The organism is Rummeliibacillus stabekisii (genome assembly GCF_007988965.1).
GTDB lineage: Bacteria > Bacillota > Bacilli > Bacillales_A > Planococcaceae > Rummeliibacillus > Rummeliibacillus stabekisii.
The window spans coordinates 1101394-1123609 of sequence record NZ_BJVD01000001.1 but is presented as its reverse complement, the minus strand read 5'-3'; the positions used below and the strand labels follow the sequence as shown (position 1 = coordinate 1123609).

Sequence of the window (22216 nt, the reverse complement as noted above, 5' to 3'; positions counted from 1 at the left end):
TTTTGACATAATTAAGGGTAAGGTCTGTAATTTTTTTCATTTTACATTGAAAAGTTGAATCTCACGCTGTTATAATAATGATGAAAAAAGGCCTAATTATCTTTTAAGATAACAGGAATTTTTACTTAATCGCTGAGGAAGTGAGAAATTTGACGATGGATGAACTGAAATGGGAAGACCTTCAAAAGAAAAACTTTTACCTATTTTTAATGGTCTTTATTTGCTCTGGGTTAGGCACAATTGCGCAGCTTATATTGTCATCAACAAATTTGGTAAGGATTAGTTTGGGAATATCTTTTTTACTTTTTATAACCGCTTATTTTGCACAGAAAAAAATTAATGCGCTAAAAATTGCTTTCCCATACTTTGTTGTTGCCATGATATTTCTAATTAGTATGACTTTGATTTTTGGCCAAGGTGAATCAACACTAGGTACTATTGCTTTAAGCTTTTTCTTAATTATAGTGGCAAGTATTCATTCTAATCGAAAGATTTACTTTACCGGAGTAATCCTCGGCCTTATGACAATTTATATGAACTATATCAATTTTCAAGATGAAGATATACATAGTCAATTGGCCAATGTCGTATTAGTTTATTTATTAATGATTATTGGATTGTATCTACAAATTTTGCAAAATGGTAGAGTGCTCGACCAAGCGTTGGGCTACTTACGCACAGTACATGAGCAGGCAGAAAAGGAAAAAGATACTTCGAATAAGCTGAATACAACAGTCGGTACAATAACTTCTAATTTAAACGATATTAAAAATACTTTCGAAAACACCACTACTTCATATCAAGAGAGGCTAGGGGCAGTGAGTGAGGTAAGTGCTGGAGCAGAACAGCAGAATTATCGGATCAATGATATTGCACAAGATATCCAATATATGCACAAAACGGTACTCGATATTGGACGCTCGGTAGAAGGCGCTAAAAATGAAACAGAGGAAGCTGGTCAACAAGCAACACAGGGTGCGAAAAATATGAAAGAAATGAAGGATGAAATCGATAATTTCTCTGGATTTTTCCAACAACTTTCTCAATCCGTTGAAACGCTGACTTCTAAAATACAAGAAACCAATACATTCACAGTTGCGATTAAAGGGATTACAGAACAAACTAATCTGTTGGCCCTCAATGCTTCTATTGAAGCCGCGCGTGCCGGTGAATATGGGAAGGGCTTCGCTGTTGTAGCCGAAGAAATCCGTAAATTGGCCTCGACTACTGCAGATACATTAGTGAAAATTGATGAAAATCTAAGTAATGTTAACACATACAATGAAAGTACTTTAAGCCAATTACAAGTAGGGGCAAAACGTGTCGAGCAACAAGTGGAAACTGTAGAAAAGTCAGTAAATGCGTTTAATCATTTATATACTGCTATGCAAAACCTGAATCAGCAAATGATAGTAGTAGCAAGTGAAATTAAAAGTGTTGAGGACAAGACAGGCACTATTGAAGCGAATACAAATGAATTTGCGACAATTATTGAGGGAAGCACTGCTTCATTAGAAGAGCTCAATGCTACACTAAGTATGCTAGCAGATGACCAGAAAAAAACGGCCAATAATCTCGTGGAAACATACGAGGCAGCAACACAACTATAGATGAAAAACCAGCGAATGCTGGTTTTTTTATTGGTCAAAGAAATGTTCTTTTCCGATATGCTTTACCCATTGTTAATCTATTGGTATAAAGGCCCAAATGCCTTAGTCATTTGACCATATGATACAAGGAATAATGAAAAGGGAGTGTTTAGAGAATGGTTCAACCTTTTGATGGGCAAGGCGTTAATTACATGAGGGAAAATATGGAGTATAACCCATGGATGTCACAAATGAGTCAACAGTATGGTGGGTGGCACTCTGGCGATCAATGGGGACAGGGGCATGATTGGAATCAAAACTATGGACATATGCAACATCAACAACACGGCAACTGGAATATGGGACATCATGGAAGCCATGGAGGTCATGGAGGTCATGGGGGCCATGGATATCCAATGCATCATGGATACCATCAATCCTATCCTTGGCAATCCGGTCAACGCCATTGGCGTCCAACACAACAGCATTGGCAAACATACCCAATGCATCATGATGGCCATCACCAACAATGGCAACAATGGAACCCAGGCCATCCATGGATGTAAGTTAATATAAAGTAAAAGGGCTGGCACAGAATTTTTCTGGCCAGTCCTTTTTCGTATGTGAATAAAAACCTTTCTATTTGCCTTAGACTTATTCAACATTGGCAATTTAGGAGGAGTTTTAGTGGAACAATCTATAACACAGCCCGATAGTAAACGGCAATTTATTAATGTTTATATATTATTCATATTATGCTTGTTAGATACAATTTTAACAGACATAGGCTTACGCAATCATATTATTGGCGAAGCCAATCCTTTAATGAGTTGGATATACAGCTCGAGTAAAATAGCCTTTTATTTAATGAAATTAGCTTTGCCTGTAGCTCTCATTGTTATTCTAAGTAAGATGAGGGCTACTTTATTGATAAATCTACTTTTAAGAGCAGCGCTTGTTATCTATAGTATTGTTTTTCTTATGCATATTAGTTGGATTGTGAGTGTATTGGCACTTTCTATTTAAATAATTTTAGCCTTTTGGTTGGTTAAAATTAAGGTGATTTAGGCCGTTTAAGTTAAGAAAGTAATGAAAAAAGTTAATCAGCTTTTAACAGTGTAAAATAACAAAACCGCTAATTAACAGGTTTTTGAGAGAAAAAAGGGATTTTATAGTGAATTTAATAGGAAAATATGTTTATTTGACATCGGATTTTAATAGTAATAATATAATATAAAATTATCCTGAATTATGTCGAATTTACAAATTATGTTTGATTTGATGGCGGGAAATTTTGTTTTATCGCTTTTATTTTATTAATGAGGAGGGAAATGAATTGATTAAACATGTTTACGCTTTATCTATTGAAACGCTTGCACTTATCCCATTTTACGAGAATGCGACGGGGAAGGTAAAAACTAAAATTATGGAATTAGGGGGAGTTACACTAAGCGATTTAAATCCAATCGAAATTATGGACGCCAATTTAAAATTCTCAGGCTCTAGCTTAACAGGGGCTGGACAAGGGACAAAGCATATTCTTGGTAAAGTTAAGATGCATCCGGTCACTATTAACGAAAGAGTCTGGTTTCCCGTTTTCTCGCCAAAGAAAGATGGCTGCATATGGTTAGCACTTAACCATATAAAAAGGTACAGTGCATACGGTAGCTTAGGTACGATTATTACTTTTACTAGTGGAACCGAATTAATAATGGATATTACAGTAAGTACATTTGAACGGAGAATGAATCGTGCATGCGCATTAAAAGCGCAAATAGAATACTATACGTTTTATATGCGAATCCCTCCAAAAGAAAAGAGAAACTATGCAAAATACGAGATTATTAAAGAAGAGAATAGTATCAACTATCAAATTAATAGAAAACCAAAACAAAAGGTTAAAGGTGACGATGAAGGCGAAGCGAACTTAGTACCTTAACACATAATGAACTGTACAGTATAACTTGCAGAATAGGGAGATAGACAAGCTCAAAAGCCAGAATAGTAAAGTATATCGGATCCTCTTTACCTACAATAGAGACATATAAAAAGATGCCCAACCTCTTAAAAGAGTGGGCATCTCTATCCTTAATTACTACCTTTAAATGTACCTGTTGCAAATCCAACGAGTTCATCTTCTTCGTCATAGAGACGGCCTTCTACAATGGTTGTTGAACGGGTTTGCGAAATGATACGCGCTAGCCCTTTCACACGACCGTGTGTAACCGGCTTTAAAAAACGCGTTTCTAGTTGAATAGTAATTACATCTTTAAAACCAAGCGTATGTGTTGCAATGCCCATCACAGTATCAAGAGCTGACATGAAGACACCGCCGTGCATTGTACCCACCACATTGTTTAGTTCTTTTTTATAGTCAAAGGCAATTTCGGCAATTCCATCTTCAGCATGTATATATTCAAGTCCAAGTGTTTGCCAAAAAGGACTTTCTTCAAAACGTTGTTGAACAGATTTCATTGTTGTCAAAATAAATTCCTCCCCAAATTTTAACAGGCACATCTAACTATAAGTTCTACGTAATTATATCATATTTAGGCAAAATTCTTCAAAATTTTTAATAAAAAAGCGCTTTCATTTATTTGAAATGATGATATAGTATTATCTGAATAGTCTTACATGCTATTATTATATTATTTTTAATTTTGAGTATTGTATTGTTATATAGCAGACTATACAATGAAGAAGAAACAAACTTACATATAAAATGGGAGAGTGTAGAGAGTGTTTAAAACAAAAATCGTCGCAACATTAGGGGCTGCTGCATTATTAATGACGCCTATGTCAGCTTTTGCCAAAACAACGCCAGCAAAACCGAAAGCACCAACAACTGTGCCAGTACAGTTTCTATCTATCAATGATATGCATGGTAATATCGGAGAGAGTTATAAAGCTACTGATGGCACACCAATCGGAGGAGCACCAGCTCTTGCGTATCACTTTGAGCAAGAAAAAGCAGCGTTTGCTAAGAAGTACAAATTAAAAACAGCTGCTGCAAATACTTACAGAATTAGTGCAGGCGACTTAGTAGGCGGAAGTCCATCTTATTCAAGCTTACTTCAAGACGAGCCAACAATGAATGCAGCCAATGCAATTAAATTTACTGTTGGAGCACTAGGTAACCATGAATTTGATGAGGGAATCGATGAATTCAAACGAATTTTAAACGGCCTTGCACCGACTGAAGCAACACAAAACTATGAATTAGTAAAAGATTATAAATTGACTAAAAGCAATATGGAGATCCTAACTTCCAACATTGTAGATAAAAAGTCTAAGAAAATCCTTAGTGGCTTCAAACCTTATACAGTGAAAAAATATGGTGGAGTTAAAGTTGGATTTATCGGTGTCGTTACACCAGACATTAAAACAGTAGTACTATCTAAACACGTTGAGAATATCGAAGTGGTAAATCCGGCAAAAGCAATCGCAAAATATTCAAAAGTTTTGCGTAAACAAGGTGTAAATGCAATCGTCGTAGTTGCACACTCAGGTGCCTATAACACAGATGCAGACACATCAATTGAAACACAAGGAAAAGAGAAAATTTTAGGCCAAACAGTGGATATGCTGAAAGAGCTTGAAAAAATCGATCCGAAACACTCTGTAGACGTAGTAATCGGCGGCCATGATCACAACTTTGCTAATGGCGTTTACAAAAATACACGCATTATTGAGGCAAAATCATTTGGTAAAGCTTATTCAGTTGTAACAGGTAAAATTAGCAAAAAGACAAAAGACTTTATTAAAACACCATCTGGTATTGTAAAATATAACTACTTGCCAACTGAAGAACAAATCAACAGCAACAAAGTATCTAAGAAGGTAAATGGCATTGTGAATGAAGCGAAATCTTTAGTAAAAGAGAAAATTGATGCGCCAATCGCAACAGCATCATTTGAATCCATTACAAGAGACCGTGTCGCTCATCCACTAGGCGGTTCTCCAGTCGGTAACTTAGTAACTGATGGACAATTAAGCCAAGCAAAAGCTCTAGGCTACAATGCTGACTTTGCTATGACAAACTCTGGTGGTATCCGTGCTGACCTTACTACAGTTAAAGACGGAGACAAAAATGTTATTACATGGGGTAAAGCGCAAGCAGTCCAACCATTCGGCAACTACTTGAAAGTGGTAGACATGACTGGTGCTAATATTAAAGAAGCAATCAACCAACAATTCACAGGTGGTTATGGCTTAGAAGTATCTGGCTTGCACTATACGTATAATTCAAAAGGAGTTGTAGATGTATTTGTAGGAGATACAGATGAAAAAATCGATCCTGCAAAAACATATTCTGTTGTAATTAACGACTTTATCGCAACAGGTGGCGATAACTTCAAAGCATTCACAACAGCAACAAATGATAAAACAATCGAAGTAGATACTGATGCATTCATCAACTACTTAAAAGGTAAACAAACTATTGATGAGCCAACAGAAGTTCGTAATGTAAAAGTGGACTAACAAACTAATAAAAATCCTCTTGCTATAAAAGCAGGAGGATTTTTTTGCCTTAGCGTTTCATTTCATATAAGGTAAGGAAAATGATAAGATAAGAGTAAGTAATATTAATTACACACTAATGGAGGGTATTTAATTGAAATTTAAAAAACTTGCGGCAGCTTTATTTGCAGCTACTCTTGCTTTCTCAACTGTAGGGCCTGTTGTTTCAGACCATTTTAGCATCACAGCTGATGCAAGAGGATACAAATCAGGCAAAAGAGGTTTTAATTCAAACGGTAATTCCAATAATTCTATTTTCAATAACAATAAATCCAATACAAATCGAAATACACAAGATAACAAAAACTCAAGCTTTAACAACAAAACTAACAAATCAAAAACTGCTAATTCAACTCCAAGAAAGGGCGGATTTATGCGTGGCATGATGCTCGGAGGACTGGCAGGACTTTTATTTGGCGGAATGCTTAGCAATATGGGTGCAATGGGCAACTTATTTGGTTTATTAATCAATGTTATTGCCATCTTGGTACTTATTATGTTAATCATGAAAGTTTTCCAAATGTTCCGCGGCAACAAAAAACGTGACGAGGACCGAAATGTATGGAAACAATAGTCTTATCAGAGGACCAATTAATTAACGCATTATGCGTATACCATGCACGCCAAATCAATGTAATGCCCGAAAATGTAGAGATCGAGCTTTGCTTTGATGACGATGAAGGCTACTCTGCCGATGCATATTATAATAATCGACAAGATACGTATCGTGTAGCCAACATGTTGTCCGCTATCCGCGCCTACTTACAGGAAGAAACGAACGTAGATCCTTATGCAGCAAGCATCCGATTAGAAATTGATGATGAAGAGGGCATGATTGCCGTTATAGAATAAGAAATAAAGCCATCCAATAATATTGGATGGCTTTTATTTTTTATGGAAATGGAAAAGACGTAATAAGGGGCTAAGAGCCTTATTAGATTATCAATTGAAGGATAGTACAAATTCAAATTAAGATTTATATTAGTTGTCGGTTTTTTAATATGCCGACTAAGAGAATCGAACTCTTATCAGTGGATTACGAGACCACCGTTTTGCCATTAAACTAAGTCGGCAACAGTTATTTACAACAATAGTATAGCACTTTTATTTTCTTAATTCAGATTTCATGATTTAAGTGAAATTCAAAAATGCCCTAGCATTATCTTGACTTATTCTTCTCCAATGCAACTGGGAAGAAATGAATTATTTTTCTTCCTCTTGTCCTTCGCGTTTCCACTTTCCACTTTTAAAGGTTTTCTTAAAATCATCATCATTATTGATGGTCGATTTGGCCAAAAGTATGAGTGTTAGGAGCATTGTGCCTGTTCCAACGATAAGATAGAACATAGTGAATACTTTTCCTATCGCTGTTTCAGGGGAAAGGTTGGTATCGATGCCGGTTGGAATAATGCTCACAACGCAGAAATAGATGGCGTCTAGAACGGCCCAGCCTTCTTTTTGTGTATAAAATAACACGCCTGACAGAATGATGAAAAATAGGGTAGTAATAAGCGATAAAAATAAAGGATGTTTTGATGATTTATACAAAGCTTCTAGCAGTCGTTTTAGTGTTAGGATAAATGAAATCAAAGTGAAAGAATTCCTCCTCGTTATTATTCATTGAATACAGTATCATGCAAGGGAAAATATTTCTAGGTTGAGGGGTGGGGTAGTCGGATAAGCAGGATTAGAAATTGAAAAAACTGCTCACAAAGCATATAGCATTTGCTAGCAGTCAGCATGTTGTATAACTACTTTATAACGCGTGAAACCGTCATTCCGTCGCCGATTGGTATTAATACAGATTGCAACTGAGAGTGTTCTGCGACTGTTTTATTGAACTCTTTCATGAACTCACTATAGCGTTTAGGCTGTGAGTTTGAATCTGCAACACTCCCGCCAGCTAAGACATTGTCTGTGACAATAATAGCACCATTATTGGCAAGCTCGATACAAACGTTTAAATAGTTAATGTAATTTAGTTTGTCTGCATCTATAAAGAAAAAGTCATATTGTTTATTATTTTCTTTTAGAATTTGGAGACTTTCTAGTGCTGGACCAGTCAAGTAGGTAACTTGATTACCAAAGCCTGCTTTGGTTAAATTTTGATGAGCGAGGGCAGCATAATTTTCCTCTAATTCAAGTGATGTTAAAGAACCGTCACTGCCAAATCCTCTGGCCAAGCATATGCCACTATAGCCGCCAAGTGCACCAATCTCTAGTACCTCTTTAGCTTGAGATAAAGACACCAGCATTGTAAGGAGCTTACCAGAGCCGGGGGATACGGAGATAGAACGCATTCCGTTTTCTTCAATCGAGACTAAAACGTCATCTAAAATCACATCTTCAGAGGCGAAAAGGGAATCAATATATTCATTGATTTGTTTCATCTGATCCATCTCCTTTATTCTCATCCTCTTTCAAAGTGGCGGGAGATTCTTCAGATCCCTCATACTCCTCTAAGTCAAACAGTTGAGTAAATTCGTTAATGACCATATCGAGTGCCTTTAATTCACCGATTAAGATAGGCTTTATGCTTTCAAATTCAGGTGCTTCCAGCTGTTGCTTAATGGTTGTCCGCTTTAGCTGAATCATTTCTAAAAAGGCTATAGCTCTACCGCGGCGAAATGTTTTAGCTCCTCTTGCTTTGTGGTCATGATGGCGATGTCGACCTCGACCGCCTTTTTCTTCATTTGGCCTCATAATACACCTCTTTATTGTATACAAACGTATACACTTTTAGTATAGGTTTATTGTATACAAACGTATACGATAAATCAATAAAAAACTGAAGCTAAACTTTCCATCCACGTCGGGAAGCATCTTTCTTAGCAATTGCAGGCTAATCTCCCCTCATTTTGTCTGAATATTTAGAGTCTTATATTGAACTGTAAATGGTTTAATATTATAATTAAGGTCAAGACCGTTTATGACCGAAAATAAACGGACAATGGGTTGAGGAGGGATTGAATGAGTAAGAGTCGTAAACACTTTATATTTTCTTTATTGTTTTTAGGGTGGCTAGTAGATTCACTAACTCTTTTTGGGATGAATGTTGCTATCATCCCAATTGGAAAGGAACTACATTTAACGCAGACGCAATCAGGATTAGTGATTAGTAGTTTTTGGCTAAGTAGTGCCATGATGACTTTAATTGCCGGGTGGGTGTCTGATAAATTTGGGTCTAGGAAGGTAATAGTCATCGCTGTATTTGTTGTTTCACTATTTTCATTAATGACTGGGATGGCTGGTTCTTTTTTAGCGATATTGGGCATTAGATTTATTTTAGGACTGGGTGATGGCGGTTTGCCTACAGGAAGTGGAGTAGCAATAACTGAAATTTATAAAAGGGAAGTCCGTGCAAGAGCCAAGTCATTATTATTGGCAGCTCAGTTAATCGGAGGTGTACTAGCTCTATATCTCACAGGGATGATAGCAGAAACGTGGGGATGGCGCGTGATGTTTTATATAGTTGGTGGAGTAGGATTAGTAGTTACTCTTTTATTATTCAAATTTTACAATCCACCAAAGGTTGAAGTGCTAGTACAAGACAGCACGGTTAAAAATAAGTTGCCTATTAAGGAGTTATACAAAAGCAAATTACTTTGGACAATTGTCATTATGTATTTTTGTTCAAGTATTGTGCACTGGGGGTTTGCATCTTGGTTGCCTTCCTATTTAGAACAAACCAGGCATTTAAATTTAAGAGATGTCGGCTCGCTTTCTATGATTCCACAGGCATTTGGCTTACTAGCTGCACTTATCACGGGCTACCTAATTGATAAAACGCTTGCTGGTAAAGAAAAGATAGTCATTTTGGTTGGCTCCATTTTATCAGGCATTTGTTTGTACTTGATGTTTAATGCCGAGAATATAGAAATGGCTATTACATATCAAAGCTTGTTCTCTATAGGAGATTCAGCAATCGCAATGGCTGTTATCACTATCCCTCTTAAATATGTTTCACAACATATTATAGGATCATTTATGGGAATGATGTATTTTGCAGGTGGGATGGCAGGGTTTATCGCACCAACGGTTATGGGTGCATTAATCGACTTATTTTCAGGATCATTTGAAGCAGCCTTTTTCTTCTTGATTGGAGCTTTAATCATCGTATTAATTTGTGGCTTGGTTTATAAGATTCCACGACAAAACACAAGTATTTATGAAAACGCTTCCCAAAAGGTGAGCGCTTAAACTTTAAAGGAGAGTGTAAAGTAATGAATGCACAAGAACGATTGGCAGCACTAATAGAAGAAAAAAGAAATGATTTTATACAAGTAAGTGATCAAATTTGGCAGTTTGCTGAAACTGGCTTTGAAGAGTATAAATCAGCAGAATTACTTTGTGAAACATTGGAGGAAGAAGGCTTCTCGGTAGAAAAAGGGGTGGCTAACATTGAAACAGCATTCATCGGTAGTTATGGTAGCGGTAAGCCGATCATCGCCTTTTTAGGAGAGTTTGATGCATTAACAGGCCTTAGTCAATCCGGCGGCCTTGCGGAACAACAGGCTATTGAAAAAGGAGGAAATGGACACGGCTGTGGGCATAATTTGCTGGGGACAGGATCGTTAGCTTCTGCCATAGCGCTTCGTTCTTACATCGAGGAAAACAATATAGAAGGAACAATCCGTTATTACGGCTGTCCAGGAGAGGAGATCGGTGGAGGCAAAACATTCATGGTTAGAGAAGGGATATTTGATGATGTGGATGTTGCGTTTACATGGCATCCGGGCACAACGAACAATATTATGTCTGCAGAAACTCTAGCATGTTATGAAGTATATTTTAAGTTTAAGGGAAAAAGTGCGCATGCTGCGGGCAGTCCTCATTTGGGTAGAAGTGCGTTAGATGCAATAGAGTTAATGAATGTAGGTGTTAATTACTTACGAGAGCATATTATTCCTGAAGCTCGCGTTCATTATGCTATTACAAACAGTGGTGGATATTCACCGAATGTTGTACAGGCAGAGGGAGAAGTGCTCTACTTTATACGTGCTCCTCGCGTATCCCAAACAAGGGATATATACGAACGTGTTTGCAATATAGCAAAAGGAGCAGCATTAATGACCGAAACAGAGGTTATGATTGACTTAGCTTCTGCATTATCGGATATTGTGCCAAATACTACATTAGAAAAGGTCATGTATGATACCTTGGAGTCAATTGGGGTACCTCAATATAGTGAAGAGGAAATCAATTTTGCAAAGAGTATTCGTTCAACACTTTCTGAAGCAGACAAGTTGTTTGAAATCCAAAAAAATAAGGAGTTGGAAGGGAAAGAATTGTCAGATGTGATTGAACCCTTTACGCCTGCTGTTTTTATGCCGATTTCATCTGATGTTGGGGATGTTAGTTGGGTCGTGCCGACTGCTCAATGCATGACTGCGTGCGAGCCGTTAGGTACACCTTTCCATACTTGGCAAATGGTTGCGACAGGAACGTCATCTTTAGCACATAAAGGGATGTTGCATGCAGCAAAAATAATGGCAAGAACCGCCTTAGAAGTGCTTCAAAGTCCCGAAATTATTGATAAAGCCAAACAAGAGCTTATTCAACGAAAAGGTGGAGAAGAATACATTTCTCCATTGCCAGCAGATATAAAAGAATATAAAGTACGCAATTAAAAAGAGTGCACATCCTACGAGATGTGCACTCTACTTTAAGTTAGAGAAATGGTATAAATTTTTCGTGGCCTTCCGCGTGTATGAGGTTTTTCGGTAGCAACTACCTTGGCATACCCCTCTTCTTCAAGCGTTGTTAGTATTCTTCTCGCGCTTCTTTCAGGGATTTTCATGTACTTAGCAAGCTCTTGTGCATTAGCTTCATTACTAGGTAATTTTTTTAAGGTTGCATTTAGCTTATTTAAGGTCGATACACTAAAGCCGGTTTTTTGGCTAATAGATTGTAGGTGATCTGATGCGTAGGAATACATCAGCTGCTCGGGTGTACCTAATGGGCCAGAGATTTTTTTGTCATCAAAACAGACCATCCATATACCTTTACCATATTCTTTCGCATGGATGAGGGCATTACCGGCATTAATCTCGGCATCATATACAGTTTGTCCAATTCCTATTCCGCATGTAACAGCTTCATTGGAAAGTGGTGATAAATCCTCCATATGAGGAACGCTGGTGAAATCCTCTGTCATGTCCTGAAGCAGACCGCGGGTAGTGAATATAACATAGCGTCCAAAACCTGAGGGCTTAACGGAACCTAGAATCTTTTTCGTATAGGAAAGAAGTGTCTCCGTGTACTTAAGCTCCATTCGAACAAGCTCATCAGTTGAAAAAGAGTCTCTTTTTAATCCTTGAAAAGAATCTATTTCGATAATCTGAACAGCTATTTGGGATGATTTATACTGTAGCATTTCGTACGTACGAAGAATACTTACTAATACAGTTTCTACTGCCATTGACGAGGGTAAATTTCGATATGCAGGAACACCGAGACGTCTTAGTTCCTGATGGATTGGATGGCCTGTGATCGCTGCCTTTGTTTTTCCGCTTTTCCATAACTCGTAATGGTATTGAGTAAGCCCCCCAAGTGAAATCATTTCAGATTCAACATATTTAATTTTGGTTGTAATGCCTGCTTCTACTAGTGCTTGCTCCCATGTTGCAACGTCAATAGAATCGAAACTAATTTCATCCACGTTAATTTGCTGCTCATATAGGACACGTAGAATTGTTTTATAAAGGGTAGAGCCCTTGTATGCAATATAAAAAATAGGAGCATCAATTTTATTCCATTCCAACACTATGTTATAAGTAATGGGGCCCATACATAACCACATATCCATTTGATCTAGGACTGGTACTACTTTCTGTTCTAAATCATCCACCGTTATGCATTCTATAGGTGTACAAATGAATTCAGGATAGGTGTCAATAATCGTCTGTACAAACGTAAGAGAGTCAGCTGCACCAATTAGCCCTAATCGAATTTTCAAGATAATCACCTCTAGATTCACTTTTAACTCTTGTAATATGTAAAATAAATGCTAACTTATCCAAGTTAGCAGCATTAATTTAATAGTATCATTATAATTTTAGATCACTGCATGATAACATTCAATCTATGTTTTGATTATTCAAAGAAATAAATCAAAATAAACCGATTCCTGAGAAAGAATCGGTTTTATAGTAACGCAATTATTTGGACTTGAATACCTTCAAAAGAAAAAGAGGTATCTTCATTATACGTTTTATACGGGTGGGTTGTGTGATTAGGCGATAGAACCATTCAAGATTAAGCTTGATAAAGAGTTGTGGCGCACGGCGAACATTGCCTGATAAGACGTCCAAACTGCCGCCTACGCCCATCATGACACAGTGCTCAAATTGATGGCGGTGATTAGCTATCCACTCTTCTTGTTTGGGAGCTCCCGTAGCAATAAAGATAAAATCAGGCTTTAAGGACGCTGCCTGAGTAGCTACTGCGTCTCTGTCACCATAGCCATCAGCAGTCCCCACAATATTAATATGGGGGTAGAGGGCGATTGCCTTTTTAGCCGCTGCTTCTGCTATACCAGGCTTGCCACCATAAAAGAAGAATCGATTTTTATTAACATCAGCATTTTTCATAAATGCATGTACTAATTCATAGCCTGGTATCCGTTCCCGCAAAGGCGTACCTAATATTTTAGAACCGATGACAACGCCTATACCGTCTGCGACTACATAGGTGGATCGCTGTACGTATTGTTCATATTGTGCATTTTCTTTTGTTAGCATAACAATTTCTGGATTCGCTGTTACGATTGAAATGGGTTCCTTATTGCTGGTTGCCAAGGTCAAGACATGGCTAACAAACTCTTTTTTGGTAGTATCTACAAAAGGAATGCCCAATATATTTATCTTTTTCATTCAACTTACCTTCCATAACACGTTTTCCCTCATTATATACCACGGAAAGGAATCTTTAAATAAACCGAGTAGACATTATAAAGGAGACCTATGGAAAAGAAAGTAAGATGTGCATATAGTGCTGAAAATAGGGTAAAACAAATAAGTAGAAATACCTTCGAAAAAAATCTATTTTCTCATTCTATTCTCTGGAATTTATGCTATGATAATCTTTGTGAAATTGAATCTAGAAAGCCGAATTGATAAAATTTTGAAACTTTCATATAGGCTCATTCGTCTATAGTATTGACAATTAAATAATGATAGGAAGTGGATGTGTGATGACTAAAAATCGACGGTATCAGCCAAAGAAAGCATCCATCAAAAGAATAGCTGTATCCATTGTATTAATAGCAGCCATTATCTTGGGTGCGTTTATGCTCCTAACCAAAAATGAAAAGTCAGCAAATGAAAATGAACATATTAAAGTAGAAAAAATCAATAAGCCTAAAAAGGAAGAGACAAAAAAGAAAGAAGAACCGAAAAAGGATCAAGAGGATAAGGTGACAGCTAGCCGTCAAGAGGGAAGTGTGACCAATGATATTCCTGCAACTGGCCAGCCAACGACGACCAAAGAAGAAACAAATGTTGTTATGCCTAAAAATGATACCTCTGCAATTATTGCAAACGCTAAAACGCAAGTCTATACGATCGTGACAGATTTGCAGCAAGGTTCTGGGTTCCTATTTAACAAAAAAGGAGACATTATCACGAATGCCCATGTGGCGAAAGATGCTTCTTATGTTTTAGTTTCAAATGAGCATGGCCAAGAGTTTCAAGGTCAGGTAATTGGAATTTCTAAAAAGACAGACGTTGCACTTATACGTGTACCAGAACTGGAAGGGAAAGACCCGCTCGTTTTAGATACAGCACCAGCAAGACTTAACACGCCTGTTATTGCAATTGGTAGCCCGAATAATAAGGGCGGCACTTCAACTGAAGGAAAAATCACAAACATTGGCGCAGAGTTTACTGATGAATACACATATAGCGGACTATACGAAATGACGGCTCGTTTGCATCCTGGTTCTAGCGGTGGCCCGCTGATTAATGCAGAAACAGGTAACGTAATTGGTATTAATTCGATTATTTTAACAGACCAACCTGAAATAGGTTACGCTATACCAATTAAACAAATAATGAATTTAATTACAGGGTGGTCAAACAAAGATGTAGAGATCGATATTGATAACGATCAAGATTTTGATAATGATCACAGAGATGAAGCATATCTAGGGAAAGACTTGATAAAAGATTATATCGATAGCTTCTATGATCTTGTACCACTTGCTATTAAAGACCCTGTTAAAAGACCTTCATATGAGTCCTATATTCTTCCAGGAAGCACAGCGCAAAATGCTGCATCTAAGATGTTAGAAACATACACAGCTGATGGCAGAAAGTATAAAGATTTAAAACATTCAATCGGCAATATTCAAATCACAGACGATTATGCGACTGCCGAAGTTGACTCTACATTCACTTATGTAGATAAAAATAAGCAAGAGCATCAATTAAAAGAAAAAATAATCTATAAAATTGTTATCGACGACTATGCGGATTATCAATTTAAAGAAATTACGATCAACAGTACTCAAGACGATGGAGCATCTGCAGAAGAGTTGGAGACATCAGAGCAAGATACTGATGATGAAGAAACACCAGCCGTACAAACGAAAAGCGTTAAGGAAAACAAATCAGTTGTAGAACCAAAGTCAACTGAACCTGCAAGTGAAGAAGAAACTTATCAAACTGCATCCTAATGAAAAAGCTCAGCTACGTTAGCTGAGCTTTTTTAACGTACGATATATTATTCTAACGGGCACTACTTATAACATTCAGTTAGCGAATGCTACCGTAGCTATGAATGTAATTTTTCCAATAAGTGCTCATTGTTTGGTATTGTACATGGCTGCCTGCTGCATGAACAATCATGCCATTGCCTGCATAAATTGCCACATGTGTTATAGCACCGCCACCTACATTAAAGAATACTAAATCTCCTGGTTGTGGATTGCTTGTATATGGTAGGGCAGTACGTTGCTGACGACTTGTACGTGGTAAAGTAATACCATGTTTGCCTAAAACGTAGCGTGTAAAACCACTGCAGTCAAAACCAGATGGAGTGGTTCCACCATAAACATAAGGAACACCCAAGTAGTTTTTAGCTGTATTTACAATATCACTTTGATTTGTACTAGAAGAAGTTGTCTTAACGCCAGCACCAGCTTTTAAGTAAGCTGCAGACATCCAGCCTGTTTTGCCTTGTGCACTAACTTTAAACCATGTTCTACCTGACACAACTTTTTTGTAGCTTGCATTTACGGTTTTATTTTTTTTGAAGTAACCTAACTTTCCTGCAGATAGAGAAGGTGCCTTACGTAATGTTAAGGAATTTGCAGTAACATGGTATTTGCCGCTGATTTTAACAGCTTGTGAGCTTGAAACCATTGTAATAGATGTATGTTCTGTAGTAGTTGCTGTATCATGTTGTTCTGCTGCTTTTGCTTGGCCAAATCCAATTGTTAATGCTAATGCGCCTGATGCGATAGCCGTTAAGAAAGTTCTCTTTTTCATGAAAGGTCCTCCAACTATTCTAGTAAGTTTTTTTATATTTCGTAGTTATTTAAGTTCAATCGTTATAGTTCAAATGTTATGTTTTATTTCGTTTTTTACAAGTATAACTTTATAAAAAATCTGATAAATTAACAATGCTATTTCGTTTACAGTTATATTACAGTCTTGTAACAAAAGTAGAGCATAATGATTACAGTTCGACAAAAACGTTGATATATCAAGCTTTCTCAATGTAAAAAAACCCTATCCAAAAATATTGGATAAGGTTTAAAAATCAGTATTATAGGGAAAATTTATAACTTATAAATCGTAAAATCGTTTATAGCTATCAAAGTGGCTCTTCCAATAAGATTCATTTACCGAAGATACCTGTACATAATCACCGCCGGCATGGACGAATTGGCCATTACCAATATAAATACCTAAATGCGAGATACCAGTCTTGTACGTATTTTTAAAGAATACTAGATCGCCAGGTTTCGGACTGGAAACATAGTAAGAACGCGCTTCGTAGCTAGCAGCGCTTGTGCGGCTGATGTTATTATAACCAGCTTGTTTAAATACATAGTAAATAAAACCGCTGCAATCAAAGCCGCTTGGCGAAGAACCTCCCCATACATAAGGTGTTCCTTTCATAGAAAGCCCAATATTAATAGCATTTTTTAATACTGTAGATGACGCTTGTCCAGGTGTTGGATTAGACACACCTGTTGTATTCTCTTTATCTTGTTGGACTGTTGTCCCGCTATTTTTTACAGCAAGGACTTGCCCAACGCGGATCATATCTGAAGTTAATCCATTCCAAGATTTTAGCTGTGTGATTGTTATACCAAATTTGTGGGCTATTACCGAAAGCGTATCACCTGACACCACTGTATATTTTTTTGCGTTCGAAGGCGCTGTTGGAGTCTTACTCGGTGTCGCTGGTTTCGTGTTATTGCTTGCTGGTTTTGTTGAAGACCCATTAATTTTTAACTTTTGACCAACATAAATAACATGGTTTTTTATGTTATTATTTTTTTCGATTGTCGCAATGGATACGTTAAAAGCTGCAGCAATCTTTCCTACATAATCACCTGATTTGACAGTATAGGTCGTTGCTTTTTTGCTTGTCGTTGGCTTTGGAGAATTATTCTTGTTAGAAGAAACATGAGTGACTGTAGTGCTTGAGCCAGGTATCTTCAATGTTTGGCCAGCAAAAATAAGATCATTTTTTAGACCATTTGCTTTCATTAAGGCTGATAATGTAATACCATGATTGGCTGCAATTTTTGCAATATAATCGCCTGGTTTTACTTTGTACGTATCAGACTTTTTGGAAACAGTTGTACTTTTACTTGTTGTACTTTTTTTCGGAGCAGAGGTTTTCTTGCTCGCACTGTTGCTCGTTGTGCCTGAGGTTTTTAAGGTTTGTCCTACATAAATAAGATCTGAAGTCAGATGGTTCAGTTTTTTAAGTTTGGTGATTGTCGTATTTTTCTTTTTTGCTATGACATATAGTGAATCACCACTTTTTACCTTGTATGTATTAGTACTTGCTTTCGCATCTTGGTCATGTATTACAAAAGTGGTAGCACATACAGCTAGAGCAGAAACGATTGCTTTTTTCATATAGGTCACTCCTTTTGGGTTGGATCTTATGAGTATATTTTATTAACTGTATTGTAGAGAAAAATGGGATTTAATACAATCAACTGACGAAAAAAGGGAGTTTTGATAGATGGATTGAAATATTTTTAAAATATATGTAGGAGTGGTAGCTACTAAAGGACCATTAAATAAGTAGGCAAAAATAAAAAAAGCGCAATTTGCGCTTTTTCTTTACACTTGAAACACTTGTATTTGTTTGTTTAATGTTTCTGCTAACTGGCTCAATTCTTCTGCTGAGGCTGTAATTTCTTCAACAATTGCATATTGCTCCTCACTTAGGTTAGCAATCTCTTGAGTTTTTGAATTTGTTTCTTGTGAAATAGTATTTACATTTTCAAGGGAAGCTGCCGTTTCCTGAGAGGCTGCTGCCATTTCTTCGGTAATAGTCGATACTTCTTGTATTTCATTAGAAAGATTTATAGACATTGTATAAATCTCCTTGAATGCTTTACCTGTTGTTTGAATACTGTTGAAACCATCATCAGCTTTTAAATTGACTTGTTTCATTTGCTGTACTGTTTTATGCATATACTTTTCGATATTTTCGGTTGTTTCACGTATTTCATTCGCTGAACGTGCCGATTCCTCTGCAAGCTTTCGAACTTCCCCGGCCACTACCGCAAAACCTTTACCATGCTCCCCAGCACGAGCCGCTTCTATTGCTGCGTTAAGTGCTAACAGATTTGTCTGCTCCGAAATTTCAGTAATCGTAGAAAGCATGCTGTTAATTCTCTTTGAACTATTTGCTAGCTCTAATAAAGAAGTTTGGGTTTCGGCCACTTCTGCTTTGATCTCTTTTATTTGTTTGACCGTATTCTTTAGATGCTTTCCGCCAAATACCGTTTTGTCTGATGAGTTTGCAGCTGATTTAGCAGCGGAAGCAGCTGATTCGGCTACAGCGCTAATTTGGCTAGCAACAACATTCACTGAATTCGTTCCATTTGTTAAATAGTCAGTTTGCATCGCAGAATCAAGTGCAAGCTGATCAATTTTTTGGCTTACAATTTTAGTTGTATTATTGGTTTGCTCAGTACTGGCGTACAATTCTTCGGAAGAAGCTGCTAGATGTTCACTCGTTTGAGTTAATGTATGGATCATGTCTCTTAAATTTTGGTACATGCCATTAAATGCTTCCGAAAGTTCATCAATTTCATCTTCTTGTCCATGGTGAATTGGTTCAATTGTTAAATTGCCATTCGCTACTTCTAAAACAAAATTCTTTAGTGAGTATATAGGTTTCATTTTATGAGAAAAATAAGATAGAACTACTGCAATATAAATCATAAATAGCGCTAGAAGGCCAGCCATTGTGATAATGCTCACTTTTACCTGCGTTTTAGCTTTTGTTACTTGTTTTGCTGTTAATTTTTTTAATGATTTGTCAAAAGAATCAATAGAGCTGCTGATATTATCTTTTAATAAACTATATTCAGTTCCATAAAGTATATCTTTAGCCTGGACGAATTCCTCGGATTTTGCTAATGAGATTGCTTTTTTTTCTAGTGGTTTAAGTTGTTCTGATTGTGTAATCGCATATTCGGCAAGAGCAATAATATCTTCTGGAAGTTGATTGCTCTTTAATTTTTTTAAAGTCTCATCAGCGTTTAGTGAGGATTGGACCTCACGCTCATAAGCTTGTAAGAAACGGCTAGAGCCAGATTCTGCGTATGTACGAATATTAGAAGACTTTGTTTCAGTATTCTTCATCAATGAAAGAGCAATTGAACTATCTTCTCGGTTAATTCTTTCAATTTTGTTTTGATTGGATATACTTTTTGCCAGATAGCCTAAACTTAATCCGTTTAGAATAACTAAAATAGCTGTAATTATGATTGTCAGACGAATCATCTTTTTAATGCTCATTACCACACCTCATATTTTCACAATGGATTTTGTAACTTTTGACTGAATTCCCTTATACTTTTACTAGTATAAATGTAACTGCTCCATCTGAAAATAGGCTTGTTTGCATTTTCGACAAATTTTTCTTATTTTAGTGCAAAAATAAGATGATTACTTTAAAATAAAATAGAATTACTGTGTAAAAGAGAATATTTAGTAATCAATACAGGGGGAATAAATAAAAATAAAGGTTATTCCTCGGGAAATAAGTCGGATTAAATAGTAAAAGAACCGCTAAGGGGGAAGCGGTTCTCTTGGGGGAAGGTTTTTCACATGAATTTATATTTCAAATCGAAATATGCTATGGGAGTTGGATGATTATATTTCCAGTATAACTAAGTACTACAACTTCTATACAATTAATTTCTAATTGAATTAATTTTCTTTTAGCAAAATGAAAGAACCTCTATTCCGTTTATTTTGAACAGAAATCTTGTAAGTTTATAGGGAGTATATTTACCTTTAAAGACGAAAGGGGTAGAATGTATTTCTAATCGTCACAAAATAGTCATAATAGTGTAAGGTGGAGGGAAATATATGGCAATACAAAATATTATACGTAGTCTAATAGTAGAAACACCATCAAAACCAGGGAATTTCGCTAAAGTTGCAAAAGCAATTGGCGACCAAGGTGGCGATATCGGCGATATTAAGACGCTAAAGATTGGCACGTTGTCTACAATTCGTGATGTTTCTTGTACATGCGACAGTGTAGAACAATTGGATGCAATTGTGGGTGCGTTAAATGGTTTAGAAGATATTACTGTCCGCGCTGTTTCCGACGATGTAATGAAGGCTCATGAAGGTGGAAAAATACATATGTCCAGAAAGATTGATGTTCGTTCACTTAGTGATCTTCGACGTATTTATACACCTGGCGTGGCAAGTGTCTGCCAAGAAATTGAGCGTTCACCTGAGAAAGCAAATTATTTTACTAGCATTGGTAATACAGTAGCGATTGTCACAGATGGTACTGCTATTTTAGGGCTTGGTAATATAGGATCTGTAGCTGGGATGCCTGTCATGGAAGGCAAATCTGTGCTGTTTGACCAATTTGCAGGAATTAGCGGTATACCAATTCTACTTGATACGAGTGATCCGGATGAAGTCGTTGAAACAGTAAAACATATTTCACAAGGGTTTGGCGGGATTCTTCTAGAGGATATTGGTTCACCTCATTGCTTTGAAATTGAAGAACGCTTAAAGAAAGATTTAAATATACCTGTTATGCATGACGACCAACATGGTACTGCGGTTGTAACATTAGCTGCAGTTTTGTCTGCTAGCCGTTATGCAGGCGTTGACTTGAAGCAAGCAGTTGTTGGACAAGTAGGTCTTGGAGCTGCAGGACTTGCCATTTCTCGTATGTTGATTGAGTATGGCGTGAAAGAAGTATGCGGTAGTGATTTACAAGAAAGTTCTTGTGACCGCTTACGCAGTTTCGGTGGTACAGTCATGAATTCTTTAGAAGAGCTAATGCAAAAATGTGATATTGTGATTGCGACAACTGGTGTCAAAGGTCTTATTAAACCAAGCATGGTGAGAAAAGGGCAAATCATATTGGCGTTGTCCAATCCATACCCTGAAATCACACCAGAGGAAGCATTACAAGCAGGAGCAGCCTATGCGGCTGATGGACGACTTGTAAACAATGTTCTTGGGTTCCCAGGTATCTTCCGCGGTGCTTTAAATGCCAATGCAAAAAGCATTACTTATCCGATGTTGCTGGCTGCAGCAAATGCAATCGTGGATGCTACACATAATGGCGATTTAGTGCCACACCCACTAGATCCGAATGTCCACAGCTCTGTTGCAAAAGCAGTGGAACGAATTGCATTAAAAGAGTTAGATTAAAATAGGTTGGGTACCAGAATATCCTGCCTGCTTTCTAAATAAAAAAGGCAACTTTTGTTGGGTTTTCAACTGAAGTTGCCTTTTTACTTTAATTTTAGGTTTGTCAGGTATAAATATATATAAATGGTCTTATATTAAGATGGTAATGCTAGCATGTAAGCTCTAGTAGATGGTAGTGAGGTAGATTTGTATCAGTTGAAACAATCGAAT

20 protein-coding genes and 1 tRNA gene are annotated in these 22216 nt (G+C 37.0%); 11 read left to right on the top strand and 10 right to left on the bottom strand.

All coding sequences use genetic code 11. From position 1 onward, the window contains the following. Positions 1-155 precede the first annotated feature (155 nt). From RST01_RS05575 to RST01_RS05560, 4 genes are all read left to right on the top strand, one after another. A complete protein-coding gene (locus RST01_RS05575; RefSeq protein ID WP_244946656.1) occupies positions 156-1610 on the top strand; it encodes a methyl-accepting chemotaxis protein in 1455 nt (484 codons plus the stop codon). 155 nt (positions 1611-1765) lie between these two features. Next, positions 1766-2155, top strand: coding sequence for a hypothetical protein (locus RST01_RS05570; protein WP_147194878.1), 390 nt, complete (start codon positions 1766-1768; stop codon positions 2153-2155). Positions 2156-2276: 121 nt separating this feature from the next. Next, positions 2277-2615, top strand: a complete 339-nt coding sequence (locus RST01_RS05565; RefSeq protein WP_147194875.1) for a DUF5658 family protein — start codon at positions 2277-2279, stop codon at positions 2613-2615. A 310-nt stretch (positions 2616-2925) separates the two neighbouring features. Then, the gene (locus RST01_RS05560) at positions 2926-3528 is read left to right on the top strand and encodes a competence protein ComK (protein ID WP_184117518.1); all 603 of its coding nucleotides are present in this window, start codon (positions 2926-2928) and stop codon (positions 3526-3528) included. Between the two features lie 149 nt (positions 3529-3677). Here the strand turns inward: RST01_RS05560 and RST01_RS05555 are convergent, their stop codons facing one another. Beyond that, positions 3678-4064, bottom strand: coding sequence for a PaaI family thioesterase (locus tag RST01_RS05555; RefSeq protein ID WP_236717725.1), 387 nt, complete (start codon positions 4062-4064; stop codon positions 3678-3680). A 264-nt stretch (positions 4065-4328) separates the two neighbouring features. On the opposite strand from RST01_RS05555, the gene RST01_RS05545 reads away from it, so the two are divergent. The 3 genes from RST01_RS05545 to RST01_RS05535 all read left to right on the top strand — a co-directional run bounded on the left by RST01_RS05545 (position 4329) and on the right by RST01_RS05535 (position 6962). Further along, positions 4329-6071, top strand: coding sequence for a bifunctional metallophosphatase/5'-nucleotidase (locus RST01_RS05545; protein ID WP_147194869.1), 1743 nt, complete (start codon positions 4329-4331; stop codon positions 6069-6071). Between the two features lie 133 nt (positions 6072-6204). Further along, a complete protein-coding gene (locus RST01_RS05540; protein WP_066784490.1) occupies positions 6205-6684 on the top strand; it encodes a hypothetical protein in 480 nt (159 codons plus the stop codon). Beyond that, entirely contained in the window at positions 6672-6962 is a 291-nt protein-coding gene (locus RST01_RS05535) for a DUF2653 family protein (RefSeq protein WP_066784491.1), read from the top strand. The genes RST01_RS05540 and RST01_RS05535 overlap by 13 nt, the downstream gene beginning before the upstream one ends. 150 nt (positions 6963-7112) lie before the next feature. On the opposite strand, the gene RST01_RS05530 is transcribed toward RST01_RS05535, so the two are convergent. The 4 genes from RST01_RS05530 to RST01_RS05515 all read right to left on the bottom strand — a co-directional run bounded on the left by RST01_RS05530 (position 7113) and on the right by RST01_RS05515 (position 8813). Beyond that, positions 7113-7183: transfer RNA gene (locus RST01_RS05530), tRNA-Thr, on the bottom strand. A 130-nt stretch (positions 7184-7313) separates the two neighbouring features. After that, positions 7314-7700, bottom strand: a complete 387-nt coding sequence (locus tag RST01_RS05525) for a potassium channel family protein (protein WP_066784496.1) — start codon at positions 7698-7700, stop codon at positions 7314-7316. A 161-nt stretch (positions 7701-7861) separates the two neighbouring features. Continuing rightward, complete coding sequence (locus RST01_RS05520) at positions 7862-8500, bottom strand: O-methyltransferase (protein WP_147194867.1); 639 nt, start codon at positions 8498-8500, stop codon at positions 7862-7864. Then, positions 8484-8813, bottom strand: a complete 330-nt coding sequence (locus RST01_RS05515; protein ID WP_147194864.1) for a hypothetical protein — start codon at positions 8811-8813, stop codon at positions 8484-8486. The genes RST01_RS05520 and RST01_RS05515 overlap by 17 nt, the downstream gene beginning before the upstream one ends. 267 nt (positions 8814-9080) lie before the next feature. Here RST01_RS05515 and RST01_RS05510 point away from each other — a divergent pair, with 267 nt between their 5' ends. Together RST01_RS05510 and RST01_RS05505 are read left to right on the top strand one after the other, a co-directional pair. Then, positions 9081-10310, top strand: a complete 1230-nt coding sequence (locus RST01_RS05510) for an MFS transporter (RefSeq protein WP_147194861.1) — start codon at positions 9081-9083, stop codon at positions 10308-10310. A gap of 23 nt (positions 10311-10333) precedes the next feature. Next, entirely contained in the window at positions 10334-11740 is a 1407-nt protein-coding gene (locus RST01_RS05505) for a M20 family metallopeptidase (RefSeq protein ID WP_147194858.1), read from the top strand. A 35-nt stretch (positions 11741-11775) separates the two neighbouring features. Here RST01_RS05505 and RST01_RS05500 read toward each other — a convergent pair whose 3' ends face one another. Together RST01_RS05500 and RST01_RS05495 are read right to left on the bottom strand one after the other, a co-directional pair. Then, positions 11776-13068, bottom strand: coding sequence for a helix-turn-helix domain-containing protein (locus RST01_RS05500; protein WP_147194855.1), 1293 nt, complete (start codon positions 13066-13068; stop codon positions 11776-11778). A gap of 202 nt (positions 13069-13270) precedes the next feature. After that, positions 13271-13984, bottom strand: coding sequence for a WecB/TagA/CpsF family glycosyltransferase (locus tag RST01_RS05495; RefSeq protein WP_147194853.1), 714 nt, complete (start codon positions 13982-13984; stop codon positions 13271-13273). Between the two features lie 320 nt (positions 13985-14304). On the opposite strand from RST01_RS05495, the gene RST01_RS05490 reads away from it, so the two are divergent. Continuing rightward, positions 14305-15786 carry a S1C family serine protease gene (locus tag RST01_RS05490; RefSeq protein ID WP_244946655.1) on the top strand — a complete coding sequence of 494 codons (1482 nt, stop codon included), beginning with the start codon at positions 14305-14307 and terminating at the stop codon, positions 15784-15786. 79 nt (positions 15787-15865) lie between these two features. Here the strand turns inward: RST01_RS05490 and RST01_RS05485 are convergent, their stop codons facing one another. The 3 genes from RST01_RS05485 to RST01_RS05475 all read right to left on the bottom strand — a co-directional run bounded on the left by RST01_RS05485 (position 15866) and on the right by RST01_RS05475 (position 20113). Beyond that, positions 15866-16600 carry a C40 family peptidase gene (locus tag RST01_RS05485; RefSeq protein WP_147194847.1) on the bottom strand — a complete coding sequence of 245 codons (735 nt, stop codon included), beginning with the start codon at positions 16598-16600 and terminating at the stop codon, positions 15866-15868. A gap of 300 nt (positions 16601-16900) precedes the next feature. Continuing rightward, the gene (locus tag RST01_RS05480; RefSeq protein WP_147194843.1) at positions 16901-18211 is read right to left on the bottom strand and encodes a C40 family peptidase; all 1311 of its coding nucleotides are present in this window, start codon (positions 18209-18211) and stop codon (positions 16901-16903) included. 210 nt (positions 18212-18421) lie between these two features. Then, positions 18422-20113 carry a methyl-accepting chemotaxis protein gene (locus tag RST01_RS05475; RefSeq protein WP_147194840.1) on the bottom strand — a complete coding sequence of 564 codons (1692 nt, stop codon included), beginning with the start codon at positions 20111-20113 and terminating at the stop codon, positions 18422-18424. Between the two features lie 576 nt (positions 20114-20689). Here RST01_RS05475 and RST01_RS05470 point away from each other — a divergent pair. After that, positions 20690-22006: an NAD-dependent malic enzyme gene (locus RST01_RS05470; protein WP_147194837.1), complete on the top strand. Its 1317-nt coding sequence runs from the start codon at positions 20690-20692 to the stop codon at positions 22004-22006. Positions 22007-22216 lie beyond the last annotated feature (210 nt).